This is a genomic window from Flavobacterium sp. UM26 (genome assembly GCF_057922445.1).
The window spans coordinates 376,736-393,808 of sequence record NZ_JBVHCY010000003.1 but is presented as its reverse complement, the minus strand read 5'-3'; the positions used below and the strand labels follow the sequence as shown (position 1 = coordinate 393,808).

Annotated in this window: 13 protein-coding genes; 10 read left to right on the top strand and 3 right to left on the bottom strand. The window is 33.8% G+C overall.

The annotated features are described in order from the left end of the window. The first annotated feature begins 275 nt into the window (after positions 1–275). Positions 276–2,147 carry a M61 family metallopeptidase gene (locus ACZ1AQ_RS06150; RefSeq protein WP_489632060.1) on the top strand — a complete coding sequence of 624 codons (1,872 nt, stop codon included), beginning with the start codon at positions 276–278 and terminating at the stop codon, positions 2,145–2,147. Positions 2,148–2,408: 261 nt separating this feature from the next. Then, complete coding sequence (locus ACZ1AQ_RS06145; protein ID WP_489632059.1) at positions 2,409–2,663, top strand: hypothetical protein; 255 nt, start codon at positions 2,409–2,411, stop codon at positions 2,661–2,663. Positions 2,664–2,747: 84 nt separating this feature from the next. On the opposite strand, the gene ACZ1AQ_RS06140 is transcribed toward ACZ1AQ_RS06145, so the two are convergent. Then, a complete protein-coding gene (locus ACZ1AQ_RS06140; RefSeq protein ID WP_489632058.1) occupies positions 2,748–3,578 on the bottom strand; it encodes a M57 family metalloprotease in 831 nt (276 codons plus the stop codon). Positions 3,579–4,114: 536 nt separating this feature from the next. Here ACZ1AQ_RS06140 and ACZ1AQ_RS06135 point away from each other — a divergent pair. The 6 genes from ACZ1AQ_RS06135 (at position 4,115) to ACZ1AQ_RS06110 (ending at position 10,861) form a co-directional block, all read left to right on the top strand. Then, positions 4,115–6,829, top strand: a complete 2,715-nt coding sequence (locus ACZ1AQ_RS06135; RefSeq protein WP_489632057.1) for a S8 family serine peptidase — start codon at positions 4,115–4,117, stop codon at positions 6,827–6,829. Positions 6,830–7,103: 274 nt separating this feature from the next. After that, positions 7,104–7,976, top strand: coding sequence for a DUF808 domain-containing protein (locus ACZ1AQ_RS06130; protein ID WP_489632056.1), 873 nt, complete (start codon positions 7,104–7,106; stop codon positions 7,974–7,976). 92 nt (positions 7,977–8,068) lie between these two features. Continuing rightward, entirely contained in the window at positions 8,069–8,488 is a 420-nt protein-coding gene (locus ACZ1AQ_RS06125; RefSeq protein ID WP_489632055.1) for a DUF1801 domain-containing protein, read from the top strand. Positions 8,489–8,609: 121 nt separating this feature from the next. Further along, on the top strand, positions 8,610–9,461 hold the full coding sequence (locus ACZ1AQ_RS06120; protein ID WP_489632054.1) for an HAEPLYID family protein: 852 nt from the start codon (positions 8,610–8,612) through the stop codon (positions 9,459–9,461). Positions 9,462–9,475: 14 nt separating this feature from the next. Then, positions 9,476–9,841 carry a VOC family protein gene (locus tag ACZ1AQ_RS06115; protein ID WP_489632053.1) on the top strand — a complete coding sequence of 122 codons (366 nt, stop codon included), beginning with the start codon at positions 9,476–9,478 and terminating at the stop codon, positions 9,839–9,841. A 132-nt stretch (positions 9,842–9,973) separates the two neighbouring features. Then, a complete protein-coding gene (locus ACZ1AQ_RS06110) occupies positions 9,974–10,861 on the top strand; it encodes a carbon-nitrogen hydrolase (protein ID WP_489632052.1) in 888 nt (295 codons plus the stop codon). Positions 10,862–10,914: 53 nt separating this feature from the next. Here ACZ1AQ_RS06110 and ACZ1AQ_RS06105 read toward each other — a convergent pair whose 3' ends face one another. Continuing rightward, positions 10,915–12,450, bottom strand: coding sequence for a choice-of-anchor I family protein (locus tag ACZ1AQ_RS06105; RefSeq protein WP_489632051.1), 1,536 nt, complete (start codon positions 12,448–12,450; stop codon positions 10,915–10,917). Positions 12,451–12,679: 229 nt separating this feature from the next. On the opposite strand from ACZ1AQ_RS06105, the gene ACZ1AQ_RS06100 reads away from it, so the two are divergent. Further along, the gene (locus ACZ1AQ_RS06100; protein WP_489632064.1) at positions 12,680–13,720 is read left to right on the top strand and encodes an agmatine deiminase family protein; all 1,041 of its coding nucleotides are present in this window, start codon (positions 12,680–12,682) and stop codon (positions 13,718–13,720) included. 73 nt (positions 13,721–13,793) lie between these two features. Here ACZ1AQ_RS06100 and ACZ1AQ_RS06095 read toward each other — a convergent pair whose 3' ends face one another. Continuing rightward, entirely contained in the window at positions 13,794–16,055 is a 2,262-nt protein-coding gene (locus tag ACZ1AQ_RS06095; RefSeq protein WP_489632050.1) for a M1 family metallopeptidase, read from the bottom strand. Between the two features lie 163 nt (positions 16,056–16,218). Here ACZ1AQ_RS06095 and ACZ1AQ_RS06090 point away from each other — a divergent pair, with 163 nt between their 5' ends. Then, the gene (locus ACZ1AQ_RS06090) at positions 16,219–17,073 is read left to right on the top strand and encodes an aldose 1-epimerase family protein (RefSeq protein WP_489632049.1); all 855 of its coding nucleotides are present in this window, start codon (positions 16,219–16,221) and stop codon (positions 17,071–17,073) included.

Sequence of the window (17,073 nt, the reverse complement as noted above, 5' to 3'; positions counted from 1 at the left end):
AAATAACTTATGAAAGGCACAACAAACCTTCGTGTAATTCTTATTCGAAGGCTTGTTATGTCTTTTTTTAAACTAAAAAATAAATAAATTTTTAGTTTGTATATATCATAGTAATCGGGGCTAGATACACCTTTTGTCATTCATAAGAACAAAAAAATTACGATATCAATTTGATCACAAGATTTAAAAAAAAGCAACTATTAAAAAACATTTTGTAAATTAGTTAAAGTTTTAAAAATCAACACCTTAATACCACAACTCTAAAATAAAAAAACATGAAAATTCAATTAGTATTCAGTTTAGCCCTTGCGTTGGTTATTACGTCTTGTAGTACAACGCGCACTGCCACTAGTACAACATCACAAGAAAGCTTAGAGGCCACACTTGATTTAATCACAGTAGAAAATGACCAAGTAAAAGTTACAGTCAAATCACCTCCCTTTTCGGTTCCAACAATCAGTTACCATTTTGCAAAAATCATCCCTGGTACATATGCCATAGCAGATTATGGCCGTTATATCGAAGATTTTAAAGCATTCGACAAATCTGGCAATAGTCTTACTATCACAAAAAAAGATGTCAACACTTTTGAAATAAGCAATGCACCCAGCTTAGCCACCATAACTTATAAAGTCAATGATACTTTTGACAATGAAGAAGGGCAAGCTTTTGATGCCAATAGTAAGACCATTTTTTCTCCTGCTGGAACAAACATTCTCGCAGGAAAACAATTTTGGCTAAATATGTGTGGTTTTTTAGGATACTTCACAGACAAAGCAAACATAACTTATAAAGTGGCCATAAATCATCCAGCGGATATCGTAGCAAGTTCAGCATTAGATGATAAAAACTCCTCTGCTACAAGCGATTTATTCATTACTACACGTTATGCAGAATTAGTAGATCATCCCATCATGTATGCCAAACCTGATATCGCAACCGCACGCATTGGTGATATGGAATTATTACTGAGCTTTTATTCTCCCAACAAAAAAAATTTAAATGCTGAAGCATTTATGCCAGATATAAAAAAAATGATTAGTGCTCAAAAAGCTTATTTAGGAAAAATAAACAACACAAAAAAATATGCTATTCTAAACTATATTACCACAAATAATAAAGATGATGCTCATGGAATTGGCGCTTTAGAACACAACACCTCTACCACAGCTGTTTTTACAGAAACAATGAAAAGCAAAGATTTGATTCATACCATTTCTCATGAATTTTTTCACACACTTGTACCTTTGAATGTTCACTCTAAAGAAATTCAAGACTTTGATTTTAATAACCCAAAAATGTCACAACATTTGTGGATGTATGAAGGATTTACAGAATATTTTGCCAATCATTTCCAAGTACATGAAGGATTAATGAACGAAGAACAGTTTTATGCAAAAATGGCTGCTAAAGAAAAAAACTCCAAAAAAATGTATAATGACAACTTATCATTTACAGAAATGAGCAAAAATGTTCTGGAACCCAACATGAAAGCACAATATCCAAATGTTTATGAAAAAGGCGCTATAATGGCCATGTGTATTGATATCATGCTTCGGGAAGCTTCGGGCGGTAAAAATGGCGTATTAGAATTAATGGGAAGATTGTCAAAAAAATATGGCCCAACAAAACCATTTGATGACCAAGATTTAATTCCTGAAATTACCGCAATGACCAACCCTGAAGTGGGTAACTTTATTCAAGATCATATCGTTAAAGGAATTCCTATTGATTATGAGAAATACTTAAAAAAAGTTGGTGTGAGCAAAGTACCTGCCAAAGAACCAACTTTGGTCGTATTCATGAATAACAAAGGACCAAATCTTAAAATTGATACTGTTAACAAAAAAGCAATTGCCGTACTTTCTCCAGACAATACCAATGTATTTATGACATCAATTGGAATGCAAGATGGAGACGAAATCATTGAAATGAACGAATCTGCTATAGACGCTTCGAACCCAACCAATGTATTAATTGCCGGTTTCGGGATTGATGAAGACGAACCAGTGAGCATGAAAGTAAAAAGAAATGGTCAAATCATCGAGTTGAAAGGCAAAGCCAAACTAAACTATGTAGACGGAATAGGATATAAATTCACCGACGAATCCAAAAAAGCACTAAACCAGGCTTGGCTGAAAGGATAACTATAAACATATTTGCTAGGAAAAAGTCATGATTTGAATAAAAATCATGACCTTTTAATTTTTATCCCATCAAAAAAGTTACTGCGAATAAGAGTTCTTCTCAAATTCAACAGTAAATTACAAATTTGAAAAAGTATGAAATACTCTCATTTTTATTCCTCTCTTTTACTGATTTTCTTTAGCTTTGCTGACAACCTATAATGTAGATTACACTCCAAGGGTCATAAAATGAAATGTATTGTACAATCAATAATGTAGAGAATGGATATTGTTAAATTTAAAATCACCCCAAAAACCATCAAAGTAGAAGTTCGTAATTCCAACAATTACGTCTTTAATTTTAACAGTGCGGTGGAAATTGATAAACAAGACCGAGACGTTTTATTAAAGTTATACAATGCCTTAGATCTTCTTTTCAAAAAAGAAACACCTATTGAAACAAAAAATTACATTTCTCCGAATCAAACCAACATTTTAGACCAAATAAAAGAAGTTGGTGCCGATGAAAAAATATAAATCTTATACATTTTTCAAATAAAAAAAGGCTGTCTCAACAATACGAGACAGCCTTCCTAATTTGATAAAGCCCCCAATCAATCTCTAGTATAAATAGTTAAGAGCTGTTATATCATTGCTGTTAAACGCACCCGTCTCGCTTCCGCTAAAACAAGCTCTCATGTAGGACGTAGCATCGTAACCTGTTGGTGTACCAGGAATATGAACAGCACCAACACCCGCTGTACCTTCACTTTGATTTGATCCACAACTTTGACGGCTAAACCAATCGGTATGACGCAAACCTATACAGTGTCCGATTTCATGAGCTGAAACGTGTGCATTCACTCCAGTTGAATAACTATCTAATCCTGAGTACAATGTTACAGTATTGTAAGGTAATCCTCCAGAAGGGAAACCAGCTACACCACCTGCAGATCCTGTTTGTCTTCTTACCACTATATTTGCACCAGTAGTACTTGAACTAAAAGTAAGCGTAAAAGTAAGAGACAATCCTAGACTATTATATCTGTTAATTGCAGCTTGTAATCCCGCACGCATATTTGTAGATAATGCAGAAGTACCAGTTCCGGTAAGACCAACAACTCTAATGGTTCTTGGTGCAGACACTAAATTATTTGTACGATACTGTTCAGTAGTTATTCCTCCATGAAGGTCCATTTTGTCCAATTGTTCTTTGGTCATTAGGATACACCCTTCAATCAAAAAGGCATCTTCTGTAGTACCGTCTAATTTGGTGTTTTTTACCACTTTAACATCTTTATTATTTAATGAAAGTGAGCTAATTTTTCCCAAAATTTCAGGAGAAATTTGAGTAGCTTCTTGGTTTAATGAATTAGTATCATCTTCTTTGTTGCAAGAGAATAGTGTCAATAGAACTAATGACACTGCGAAAATTGTTTTTAATTTTCTCATTTGTTAATTTTTTAGGTTAGTTAATAGGTTGATTTTGAGGGGGCTCTACCAAAATATTATACTCAAAGCTAAATATTATTAGTATTATAAAACTTATGAAAACAAAAAAATTAACAAAATATTATGATTTTGTTAAGCCAATGTTAATCAGCATATTAGCAAAAAGCCAGCAAAATCAATAGCTCACATAAACAAAAGACAATCAAGCTTTTAGACACATGAACACATTTTTTAGCTTTAAAAAACATTCAAGTCTGTAATTACTATTGAACACATCAGAAAAAAAATGAATATTCAATACTAATCAATCACAAGTAATAACCTTAAGAAACTTGTTGCTATTTATTCAAAGAACATTCAATAGGTATATTGTTACAAATATTTTAATAACTTTGATTCAAACAGAAAAAGGTAACTCATTAAATAAGAAGATAATAAAAATTAAACAGTGCCTTTTGTGTCAACAAAATGTAAGCCCCAAACCTTACTTTTAGTTTTCATTAGATTTAATAAAAATGTAAAATGTTCCAACATACATGAAAACACGAATTATCTACCTACTACACTTTTTAGTTACAACTCTCTGCTTTTCTCAAAACGTTGGTAAATGGAAACAATATATAGAATACGATAACCAAAAAAGGAGTCAAAAATATTATTTCACAACTTTGCAAAATGCCTATAGCCAGCAATACAAAGTAGTGAAAAAACTAGACGAAAACTTTGGCATCATTGAAAACAAAAGCACTACTATCAATAGGCTATCCAAGGAAATACTTCCAATAAATAACCTCTGGAAACTACCCGTTGACTTTTCCATACACCAGCGAGACGAACAATACATTTTAGGCACTGATGATTTGAAATCGCTACTCGCTGATTTGAAATCAATTTCTATTGTACCAATAACATTTATCAACGACAAATTAATAAATGTAAAATGCAATTCTGATAAAATACTGCAAATTATAGCTTTCAACAGCGTTGTGTCTGTAACCCAAGAATCATTTCAACCTAAAACAGAAAGCAAAATAGTAGATCAAAACTTCATAATCAATACTATTACCAAAGCAAACACCTACTTTCCAATAGCAACTGGGGAGAACCAAATTGTATCTATCAAAGATGATTTCTTCGATTTAAATGATATTGATTTATTGAACAAACATATTCCTTCAACTACGCAGCCAACTTCCGTATCAAGTCACGCGAGTGCAATGGCTACAATAGTTTCTGGCCTAGGAAATAGTTCTGTGTTAGGAAAAGGAGTTGCCCCAAAGTCAAAAATACAATCCTCTGATTATTTAAAGATATTTCCTGATGACATCAGTTCTTTTCAAGGTTTGACCACTCAGAATCATTCGTATGGTACCTTCATTGAAAACTTTTATGGTTCTTTGGCCAATGCCTATGATGAACAACTCTTTCTCAATCCCAATTTGACTCATTGTTTTTCATCAGGAAATAAAGGAATCGAGGGGTTTAAATCTATTACAGGAAATTTTAAACAATCCAAAAATAGTATCGTAATAGGTTGTATAGACCAAAATGAAGCAATCTTGCCCTTTTCCTCCAAAGGTCCAGCATACGACGGGCGAGTAAAACCTGAAGTAGTAGCCTATAGCACACTAGGAACATCTAACGCTACAGCAATAGTTACTGGCGTCATAACACTTATGAAACAACATTATCAATCTATCAATAATGCCACATTGACCAATACACAAACCAAAGCCATTTTAATAAATAGTGCCAAAGATGTAGGAAATATTGGCCCTGACTTTAATTATGGTTACGGAAATGTTGACGCTTACAAAGCCTTAAAAACTATTAGTGATAATAGAATACTTAACGGGACTTCAATTTCTAATCAAACCAATTCACATTTTATAACAATTCCCTCAAATATTAAGACCCTGAAAATAACAATGGTTTGGAACGATTTACCCGCAGCGATCAACAGTAATATCAGTTTGATTAATGACCTTGATTTAGAACTAATTGCTCCAAACAATACAACTTATTTACCTTGGGTACTTAACCCAGAGACCCCACAACAACCCGCAACAAGAGGAAAAGACAAAACCAACAACATAGAACAAATTGTAGTAGAAAACCCTACAACGGGAACGTACACCATTCAAATCAGTAGTAAAACTCTCGCCTCAGTTTCTCAAGAGTATAGCATTGCTTATGAATACGAAGTAAACAACCATTTTGAGTGGAATTATCCTTTGCAAAACGATAACTTCCCATATGATGGAAGGACAATATCGCCTTTCAAATGGGCTTCCTCATTTGTAGGTACTTCTGGGCAATTATCTATTAGTTATGATAACGGACAAACTTGGGAAATCATTGCCAGTTCAATTCCTCTAGATAATAAACAGTTTACTTTTACTCCTGCTGAGCAAAAATTTACTAAAGCAAAACTAAAGATGAACATTGGAGGCGTCGATTACCTCTCTGAAACGTTTACTATTTCTTATGATTTAAACATCAACACCTCTTTGGTTTGTGATGGAACAACCGAAATTACTTGGGAAAAACCTAAAAATGTAGTATCATTTAACCTTTATGAATTAATTGGGGATAAAATGCAGTTTAAAACACAAACCACCAATACTTCTTACACTTTTAGCAATGAAAAAACGGTTACTGTAGCTCCCCTATTTAACAATAATGAAGGGATCAAAAGTGAAGCTACTCTACAATTTCCAGCCAATTCAAATTGCTACTTTGAGTTTTCTTTTGCCGAAATTTTTGAAGAAGATAAAATCAAAATAAAAGCAAGTCTTTTCAGCTTGTATAACATAAAAAAAATTGAACTTGCAAAAGTGGTCAATAACGCAGAAAGTATCCTCGCTACAATAGATAACATCAACTCCAAAGAGTTCTTTTTTCTAGATCCAAACCCAACCAAAGGGAATAATAAATATCGAATCAATATCGTTTTGCAAAACAACAAAATCATAAAATCTTCAATTCTGGATGCTAACTATCTCGGAAATGATTTCTTTTTTGTGTATCCGACTTTGTTGAAAAAAAATCAAGAACTCATCGTAGAAGCCAAAAAAGAAGATCAAGCTACGTTTTATTTATACAATCTAAATGGTCAAAATAAAATGACCTGTCCTTTGTATTCAAAAACCAACACAGTCAATTTAAAAATTAACTCCACAGGTGTTTACATCTATAAGATCGTAACCAGCACTGGCGAAGCACAAACTGGAAAAATTGCCGTGTTTTAAAACTATTTAAAAATTACTTTTTCATTATAAAAATTATCTTCAACCTATAAGAAGTTGATTCTCTTTTTGATTAAATATTTCTATCTAGACAATTAATTCAGATGCTTCCTTATCACATATAAACAAAAAGAAAGAGCTTTAAAAAAAGTGAAATTTATCTAAAAACGAATGGAAATTCAATCAAAAATGTAGTAGTTTAGCTGAATCAATAAACAAAAATCAATAATAAAATTAGCTCTTTAGCTATAACTTTAACTAAACCAAACAATTATACATGGGATCAGGTTTTTTTGCACTTTTAGATGATATCGCAGCAATTATGGATGATGTGGCAGCAATGAGTAAAATTGCTACCAAAAAAACAGCTGGAATTTTAGGAGACGACTTAGCCGTTAATGCCGAAAAAGCTTCAGGATTTGTTTCTTCAAGAGAATTACCCGTTTTGTGGGCTATTACAAAAGGTTCTTTGTTGAACAAACTAATCATTCTTCCCATAGCTTTTGTGCTCAGTGCTTTTTCTCCTATCGCCATTAAAGTAATTTTAGTTTTGGGAGGTCTTTATTTAGCATATGAAGGTGCCGAAAAAATTTATGAATATTTCTTTCCGCATCATCATCACGAAGCTGAGATTTCTATAACGCAATCTTTCACTGAAGAAGAAATTCTAGCACAAGAAAAAGGAAAAATAAAAGCAGCTATTGTTACAGATTTTATCCTATCTGTTGAGATTGTAATCATTGCTTTAGGAACCGTTTTAGAGCAATCAATTACAACTCAAATTGCGGTAGTTTCTATAGTTGCCATCATTGCCACTATTGGTGTATACGGTATTGTAGCTTTAATTGTTCGTATGGATGATATGGGTTTCAAACTAATGCAACTTAGTAGCAAAGAAAATGGATTTTTGACCAAAACGGGAAGCTTCTTAGTAAACGCATTGCCTAAAGTTATTAAAAGCTTAGCAGTAATCGGAACAATTGCTTTAATTATGGTAGCTGGTGGAATTTTTGCTCATCAAATCGATTATTTACATCACATTCTGCCACAAGTTCCTAGCTTCATCAAAGAGCCTTTATTAGGCTTAGTATTTGGCGCCATTTCACTACTCGTAGTAACAATTATAAAGAAATTTTTGGGCAAAAAATAATTAACAACCCTATTTTCAATTAATTACAAGTTAGCTTTTGTTTTATTTACAAAATAAAAGCTAACTTTATTTTTAAATAAAAATTAAAAAAAATGGCACAAAAAACGATCGAAACCAATCAAAGTGTAGCTGATTTTATTGAAAAATTTGCCGATTCAGAACAAAAGAAAAAAGATAGCCATCAATTGATTGAAATTATGCAGGCAGTTTCTGGTTGCGAAGCTACAATGTGGGGAGCATCAATCATTGGTTTTGGCAAATATCATTACAAATACGAAAGTGGACACGAAGGATATGCGCCTCTAATTGGTTTCTCACCACGAAAATCCGCTATTTCGTTGTATGTTTTTACCGGACTCGAGGAGCACGAATCCCTTTTAACGAGTTTAGGAAAATTCAAAAGAGGAAAAGCTTGTTTATATGTTACTAAACTCACTGATATCGATCTAGAACAATTGCAAATAATTATGAAAGCCAATATCGAATATTTAAAGACTCGCTTCGCGTCATAAATCAAGAATTAGAAAGACTATTTCAAAAAAGCAAAAAGACTATTATACTGCTTTTTAACGTTCTAATAGATCCAATTAAAGCAACGTTACTAAACTAAACTAGAAAAATAAATTCAATCAAATGAAAAAGGTTTTTATTGTTTTACTATCCATTCTATGCCCTTCAATTGTTATCTGTCAAAATGATAGTAGAAAAGAAAAAGACAGTTTATACATTGAAGCTGTAGAAAACAAATTACATCCAGACAAAGTACTTCACGCAGAACCACTTTATATTGATTTAATTAGAGATTTAGGTGCACGAAAAGGAGAAAAAGAATGGAACGTCGGTTTTGAATTAAAAGATAACAATTCATTTGACTCTTACAATGGATTTGTAGAATATGAGTGGGCAGTAATTGATCGTTTAGGTTTAGAAATTGAAGTTCCATTCACTTTTTATTCTCCAAACAACAGCGGCGCAACCATTCCGAAAAATGCCATAGATGGATTAAAACTAGCTACACAATACTCGTTTTATGTATCTGAAAAAAACAAAACCACACTAGCAATTGCCTACTTAAACGAATTCGAACTACCGAGTTTTTCAGATTATGGAAAATCGAAAGCCATAATTGGTAACATTTACAATCCTTTTTTTGTTGCTGCAAAACGATGGGGAAACAATTTTCATACTTTACTTTACACTGGGCCAGTGATAGAACACGAATTTGAAAACAATCATATCGAAACTACGTGGCAAATCAATACTAATTTCCATTATATGATTCCTGGAACTAGTAACTTTATTGGAATAGAATTGAATAAAGAGATTCATAATGGCGCTTTCGATATGGTCATAAGGCCTCAAATGCGTGTTGGAATAATTGACAATTTATTGATTGGTATCGTTACCGGAATTCCTATAAGTAAAGAAAACGAACGGTTTAGTACTTTCTTCCGTCTCATTTATGAACCAAAAGGAATACACTAAAAAAATCAGAAAAAATGCAATTCAAAACCAAATCCATCCGCCCCTTTATAGGCTCAAAAAATTACACAGAATCGAGATTATTTTATAAAGAACTAGGCTTTAACGAAAGTATAATCTCTAGCAATATGAGTTATTTCAGCACCGCTAATTTTGGTTTCTATTTACAAAATGCTTACGTAAAAGACTGGGTCGACAATACTATGGTTTTTATGGAAATTGAAAATGTAGAAGAATTCTGGGAATCATTAAAAGCTTTGCATTTAAATGAAAAGTATCCAACTGCGAAATTAGTTCCTATTCGATATCTCGATTGGGGAAAGGAATGTTTTTTACACGATCCTTCGGGGATTCTTTGGCATTTTGGAGCATTTAATCCTTGATAAAAAATAAATTCTATTTACAATTAAACTTCAACAAAACCAATGATAGCTTGGCAACAAACCCAACTTTCATTTTCCCTCATTAGAACTCTTTAGAAAAAATAACTACTTTTGCACTCTAAATTTTAAGTTATGCCTAATAAAAAATACAAAATAGCGGTTATTCAATTAAACCTCAACGATGTTGCTGAAAACAACTTAAAAAAATGTTTACACTGGGTTCGAGAGGCAGCAAAACAAGGCGCAGAAGTTATTTCGTTACCAGAATTATATAGCAGTCATTATTTTTGTCAAAGCGAAGACGTAGAAAATTTTGCCTTGGCAGAACCTCTGTACAGTACTTCATTTACTGCTTTTTCGGCTTTAGCCAAAGAATTAGGCGTGGTAATCATTGTTCCTTTTTTCGAAAAAAGAATGGCGGGAATTTACCACAATAGCGCTTACATTATTGATACTGATGGAACCGAAGCAGGATTATATCGCAAAATGCACATCCCAGACGATCCGCACTTCTATGAAAAATTCTACTTTACACCTGGCGATATAGGTTTCAAAGCTTTCCCAACACAAAAAGGAAAAATTGGAACATTAATTTGTTGGGACCAATGGTATCCAGAAGGAGCGAGACTAACTGCTTTGCAAGGAGCTGAAGTATTGTTTTACCCAACTGCAATTGGATGGCATCCTTTAGAAAAAGAACAATATGGCGAAAACCAACACGGCGCTTGGATGAATGTGATGAAAGGTCACGCGGTAGCCAATGGTGTGTATGTAGCAGCAGCCAATCGTATTGGTTTGGAACAATACATCGAAGGAACAGCTGGAATTGAATTCTGGGGCTCGTCATTTATTGCAGGACCACAAGGCGAAATTTTAGCGCAAGCTTCACACGATAAAGAAGAAATACTAATCGCCGAAGTAGATTTGGATTTACAAGAAAACGTTCGTCAGAATTGGCCGTTTTTCAGAGACAGAAGAATCGATGCTTTTGGAGATATAACTAAAAGAGCTATTGACTAAATAACAATCTTATGAAAAAAGGTGCTAAATTAATTTTTAGCACCTTTTCTTTTTTAGTTTTCTAATAAATTGGGTTGGTAAATTTTAATTGTTCCATCCCCTTCACTACTGACCACTAGCAAACTTCTTTTAGTTGGGCTTTTATCAGCTGGAATAAATAATAACCCTTCTGGAGCATCACCTGTTTTTAAAGTTTGTAAATAAACGGGAAGAAGTGGATTACTTATATCATAAATCATTACTGCATCAGAACGTTCTAAGCCTACAAACAAAACATTTAGTTCTCCCATAGTCGCAACATGCACTGTTTCTGGTTCTGTTCCTTTATCGTCACTTCTATTGTCATCATAAAGTCCCAATTCGAAGGCTCTTTTGTCTAATTCGTTTTTGCTATCGTAAACCAATTGACCTGTATTTCCATTCCAAATTGCAAAAGATCGTGTACCAAAAGTGATTAGTTCATCTATATCACCATCTCCGTCAGTATCACCCATTTTTACATTAATATTTAACCTTCCCATTACGTTATCAGCTTTGAGTGCTGCAGCATTCGGAAATAGAAAGGGATCCAAAACTACTGAAGAATGATTGATTCTTCGAACATTTACAAAACCTGAATATTCACGTGCATCTCCTTCATTAGCTGTTACTAAATATGGAATAGCATTAAATTCAAAGTAGCTTATCGCGTCAGGTTGATACATTCCCTTGAGTTTCCATGTACCAAAAGAAATCCCACCATCCTTATCACTAATATCAATTGCATTATTAGGTAAATTAAAATCATTAAATCCTAATGGAAAAATTTGCAAAAGGGTTTTAGAAGTTAAATCAATTTTGGCGATACCATTATTTTCTTGTAATGTTACCCATGCTGTTTTAGAATCATTAGAAACTGTAATATATTCAGGTTCTATATCCGAAACAAATTGGTTAGAAAAACTAGCAATTTGAAACCCTTTCGTTTTTAAACTACTGAATTGATTGGAGAATCCGCTAAAATTAATAGTTGTAACCGAATAATTATTCGCTACATCAATGATTGATACAGACCCATCAGGATCTGAGGTATAGGTATCATTAGGTTCTCCTTCATTAGCCGTAATAATATACCTCCAATTGGGTGAAAATGTAATCATATCTGGAAGAGCACCTACGGAAAGTTCTTTTAGTAAAGTTTGTGTAGTTGTGTCAAAAACCAAAACTTTACCATTATCTTGTTTATTTGATTTTGATTCTAATGCTATTACAAGTTTCCCATCTTTGACTGCTACACTATTGGCCGCTCCATTGAATTTACTCAAATCAATATTTGAAATTAAAGTTGGTTGAGAAGGATTTGAGATATCAATTACACTTATTTGATTAGTAACGCTATTGTTAACAGTATACAAACGTCTAGTTTTTTCATCAAAAGCACTAATTTCGGCGGCACCAGCTCCACCTAAGGCAATAGAACCAATTTCTTTAAAAGTACTCGGGTTTTCTAAAGCCATTTCTTCATCAGTACCTGCAGAATTGCTAGTGTTATCGCAACTTATTAGAGTAAAAAGGGCTAACAATATTATGAAATTGCAATTTTTCATCATAATTTTATTTGGTTAATTAATCCAAAAATAAATTACAAATCACAAAAGGATATTTACTAATGAATATGAAAACATTAACAAAAAGGCTTATTTTGTTAATGTTTTCTGAGTAAATATTAACATAAGGTTTAGTTTTTATTTCATTTAGGTTAACTTGAATTCATTCAGAATTACGCAAATTACCTCTAAGGAATCTTTATATTTGCAAACTATTAGCAAAACAAATATGATTACAACTTCAAAAAGACGATTCCCAGCAGAATGGGAAAAACAACAAGGAATCCTATTATGTTTTCCACATAACGGAAAAGACTGGCCTGGAAAATACGAAGCGGTACAATGGGCTTTCGTAGAATTCATCAAAAAAGTAGCCACCTACGAAACTGTGTTTTTGGTAGTTGCCGATGAAAAACAAAGAGAGAAAGTTACTGAATTGCTAACAATGGCTACAGTAAATTTAGAGCAGATATCCTTCATCATTCATAAAACCAATAGAAGTTGGATGCGTGATTCTGGTCCAATCATTGTAAAAAATGGAAATCAGAGAGAGGCCTTAAACTTCAATTTTAACGGCTGGGCTAAGTATAAAAACATCAATTTAGACAAACACGTACCGAGCAAAATAGCCGAACATTTACATCTTCCTTTAACTCAAGTTACCTACAAAGGAAAGCCCGTAATTGTAGAAGGTGGCGCCATTGATGTAAACGGACGTGGTACCTTGTTAACTTCAGAAGAATGCTTGATGCATCCTACGATTCAGGTGCGTAATGAAGGTTTTACCAAAGAAGATTACGAAGCGGTTTTTAAAGAGTACTTAGGCATTACCAATGTCATTTGGCTTGGAGATGGTATCGAAGGAGATGATACTCACGGACACATTGATGATTTATGCCGATTTGTAAATGAAGATACGATTGTAACCATTGTTGAAACTAATCCAGAAGATAGCAATTACAAACCTTTGCAAGACAACTTAAAACGTCTACAAAATGCGAAACTAGAAAATGGTCAAGCACCTGTGATTGTTACTTTACCAATGCCTAAACGTATTGATTTTGATGGATTGCGTTTGCCAGCTAGTTATGCTAATTTCTTAATTTTAAACCACTGTGTTTTGGTGCCTACTTTCAATGATGCTAATGACCGAGTAGCTTTGAATATTCTTTCAGAATGTTTCCCTGATAGAGAAATCATAGGAATTAGTGCTATTGATTTTATTTGGGGATTTGGAACTTTGCATTGCTTGAGTCAACAAATTCCAGAGTAAATACAAATTAAAGAACATAAAAAAACGACTGATAGACAAATTCTAACAGTCGTTTTCATTTAATGACAATTGATTATTTTTCTTTGGTAAAAGGAATCACTTGTCCGTTTCCTGTAATCACCATATCAAATCCTGTTTTTGCATCATTGAACTTGAATTTTAATCCAGCCGCAGGGGCTTCAAATGTATTTGCTTCACCAGTTGCTGGAGTCGCCGTAAAAGAAGGATATCCTGATATTTCAACTTTCAAAGCACTATTCTTTTCTGTCAAAGTTATTTTCAAAGGAGCATTGGCTGTAGCATAAACACCTAAATAATCATCAAGAATCACATCTTTTTCTAACTTACCTGTAGCAGCAGTCCAAGTATTATTGGCTGTATTTGAATCTGGGAAAACGTGATCTGGATCAATAACAACACTTTCTATTTCTTCTGTAGAATTGTGTTTGAATGACCAATCCTTGTTACGTTGCCAAATTTCAACTGGTAATTTCACTCGAGTAACTTTACCACTTTTAGTTTTAATATCAACAACTATTGGCATCGCCATTTTTTCGAAATTCTCAATAGTAATAATGATACCTTTTTTTGGATCATTTTTCACATATTTTACTGAATTTACACCTTGATCCAATCGCCAGTTGTATTGGAACCAACCTCTCCAAAACCAACTCAAATCTTCACCAGCAACATTCTCCATAGTTCTAAAGAAATCATCAGGAGTAGGATGCTTAAAAGCCCATCTTTCAATATATGTTTTAAAAGCCGTATCAAAACGCTCTGGTCCTAAAACTTGCTCTCTTAATATAACCAAACCAGAACTTGGTTTAAAGTAACACAACACCCCAATATTTTTCTCTTTCATATTGTCTGGAGAACTCATAATGGTTTCTAGTTTAGGGCTAGTCAACACCTCGCTAATTTGGTGCAAATCTGATGGTCCTTCTTTATATTCTCCTTTATTAAAATCAACACCACTTAATGTATTAATGAACGTGTTAAATCCTTCGTCCATCCAAGCAAATAAACGTTCATTAGAACCAACAATCATTGGAAACCAAATGTGTCCAAACTCGTGATCCGTAACGCCCCATAAATCTTTTCCTTTGGATTCCCAACTACAAAAAACTATCCCTGGATATTCCATTCCACCCTCATTTCCTGCAACATTGGTCGCTACAGGATAAGGATATTCTAACCAACGTTTAGAATAATTTTCGATAGAACCTTTTACGTACTCTGTAGAACGTCCCCAAGCCTCGTTACCGGCAGACTCTACTGGATAAGCAGATAAAGCTAGTGCTTTTTTGCCGCTAGGCAAATTCATTCTCGCTCCATCTAAGATAAACGCTGGTGAAGAAGCCCATGACAAATCACGCGCATTTTTAATTTGATAATGCCAAGTTTTAGTAGCCGATGTATTGTTTTTTGCTGTTGCATTTACTTCATCAGCAGAGCGAATCACTACCGTTTTATCACTAACCAAAGCTGCTTTGTATTGTTTGAATTGCTCCGCAGTATACACTTCAGCTGGATTCAACAACTCACCTGAACATACCACCACATGATTGGCTGGTGCCGTAATTTTAATATCAAAATTTCCGTACTCCAAGTAAAATTCTGAAGCACCTAAATAAGGATTTGTATTCCATCCACGAACATCATCGTACACACACATACGAGGATACCATTGTGCCATTGTAAAAATCTTTCCGTTTTTGGTCTCCAAAACGCCCATACGGTCCGATCCTTCGTTCGGTGCAATAAAAGAAAACTCGATTTTCAATTTCACACTTCCACCTTTAGCAGCAATAGCTTCTGGTAGAAATACTTGCATACGAGTATCCGTAACTACAAATTTTACGTCGGTTGCCGTTTTAGCTTTGCCTGAAATAGCTTTAACCGATTTAATTTTAAAACCCGCATCAAAAATTTGTCCTTGACCGCCATTTCTACTTCCTGTCAAAGGAACTAAAGCGGTTCCTCTAGAATCTTGTTTGAACAAGTTTTGCTCTAAATTCAACCAAAGAAAACTTAATTTATCCGGACTGTTATTAGTATAAGTGATTTCATCTGTACCTATAACTTCATTGGTAGCATCATTTAATTTAGCCGTTAACTGATAATCAGCACGGTTTTGCCAGTAAGCAGGTCCAGGTTCACCACTTGCTGAACGCGTAGAAGTACCGTTTTTAGTATAAAAATGCGGTGCAAATGCATCGTGATAATCGTACTTAGAAACTAGTTCTTTTGTTTCAGCGGGAGCAGGTTGCTGAGCAAAAACGGAGAGTACTCCGAAAAAAATACCCAAGCAAGAAAGCCACTTTGTCTTCATAATATCTATAATTTGTGTTAGTGTAAGCACAAATTAAATGAAAAAATAATTATTTATAACATTAGCAGGAAAGAAATTAAGATAATTCTTAAGGTTTAGCATAATCAACTTCTCTGTTTATAAGAATATCAATATCTTTACCTTTCATTTATAAAAAAAGATCGTGACTACAATTTCCATAACTAACGAACAACTAACGGCACAATTTAAAACTCTTGGAGCCGAATTATTTTCTTTGAAAGATAAAAACAATAAGGAATTCATTTGGGAGGGCAATCCTAATTTTTGGGGCAAGCACTCACCAATTTTATTCCCTATCGTTGGCACTCTAAAAAATAATACTTTTGAATATAATGGTACCTCCTATTCACTACCTCGTCACGGGTTTGCTCGTGAACTGACTTTTGAAGTAATAGACAAGAAGGCGGACAGCGTTACTTTTTCATTACAATCCAACGAAGAAACGTTACAAAAATATCCTTTCTCGTTTGAACTTCAATTGAGCTACACCCTAATTGATCGTTCCTTGTATTTAGGATACAAAGTCATTAATAATTCAGAGACTATACTTCCATTCTCGATTGGTGGACATCCAGCCTTTGCTTTACCAAAAACATTCGATAGTTACCAATTACAATTTGACGGTTTAGACTCTTTGACTTTTAACTTATTAGAAGAGGGGTTGATTTCGGATGAGACTAAAACCATCGAAATTCCGAATCAACAATTGAATTTGGAGTATCAGTTATTTGAAAATGATGCTTTGGTGTTCAAAAATATACCTTCAAAATCTGTAACAATTTTAGAAGAAAACCAACCCATACTCAAAGTAGACTATGCCGATTTTCCAGACCTTGGCGTTTGGACACCAGTAAATGCTCCTTTTATTTGTATTGAGCCTTGGTTTGGTTATTCAGATACACCAAATAATTCAGGAAAAATATTGGAAAAAGAAGGTATACAGTTAGTAGCGCCAAAAGCTTTTTTCCAGTCAAATTATACAATAACGCTTCTTTAA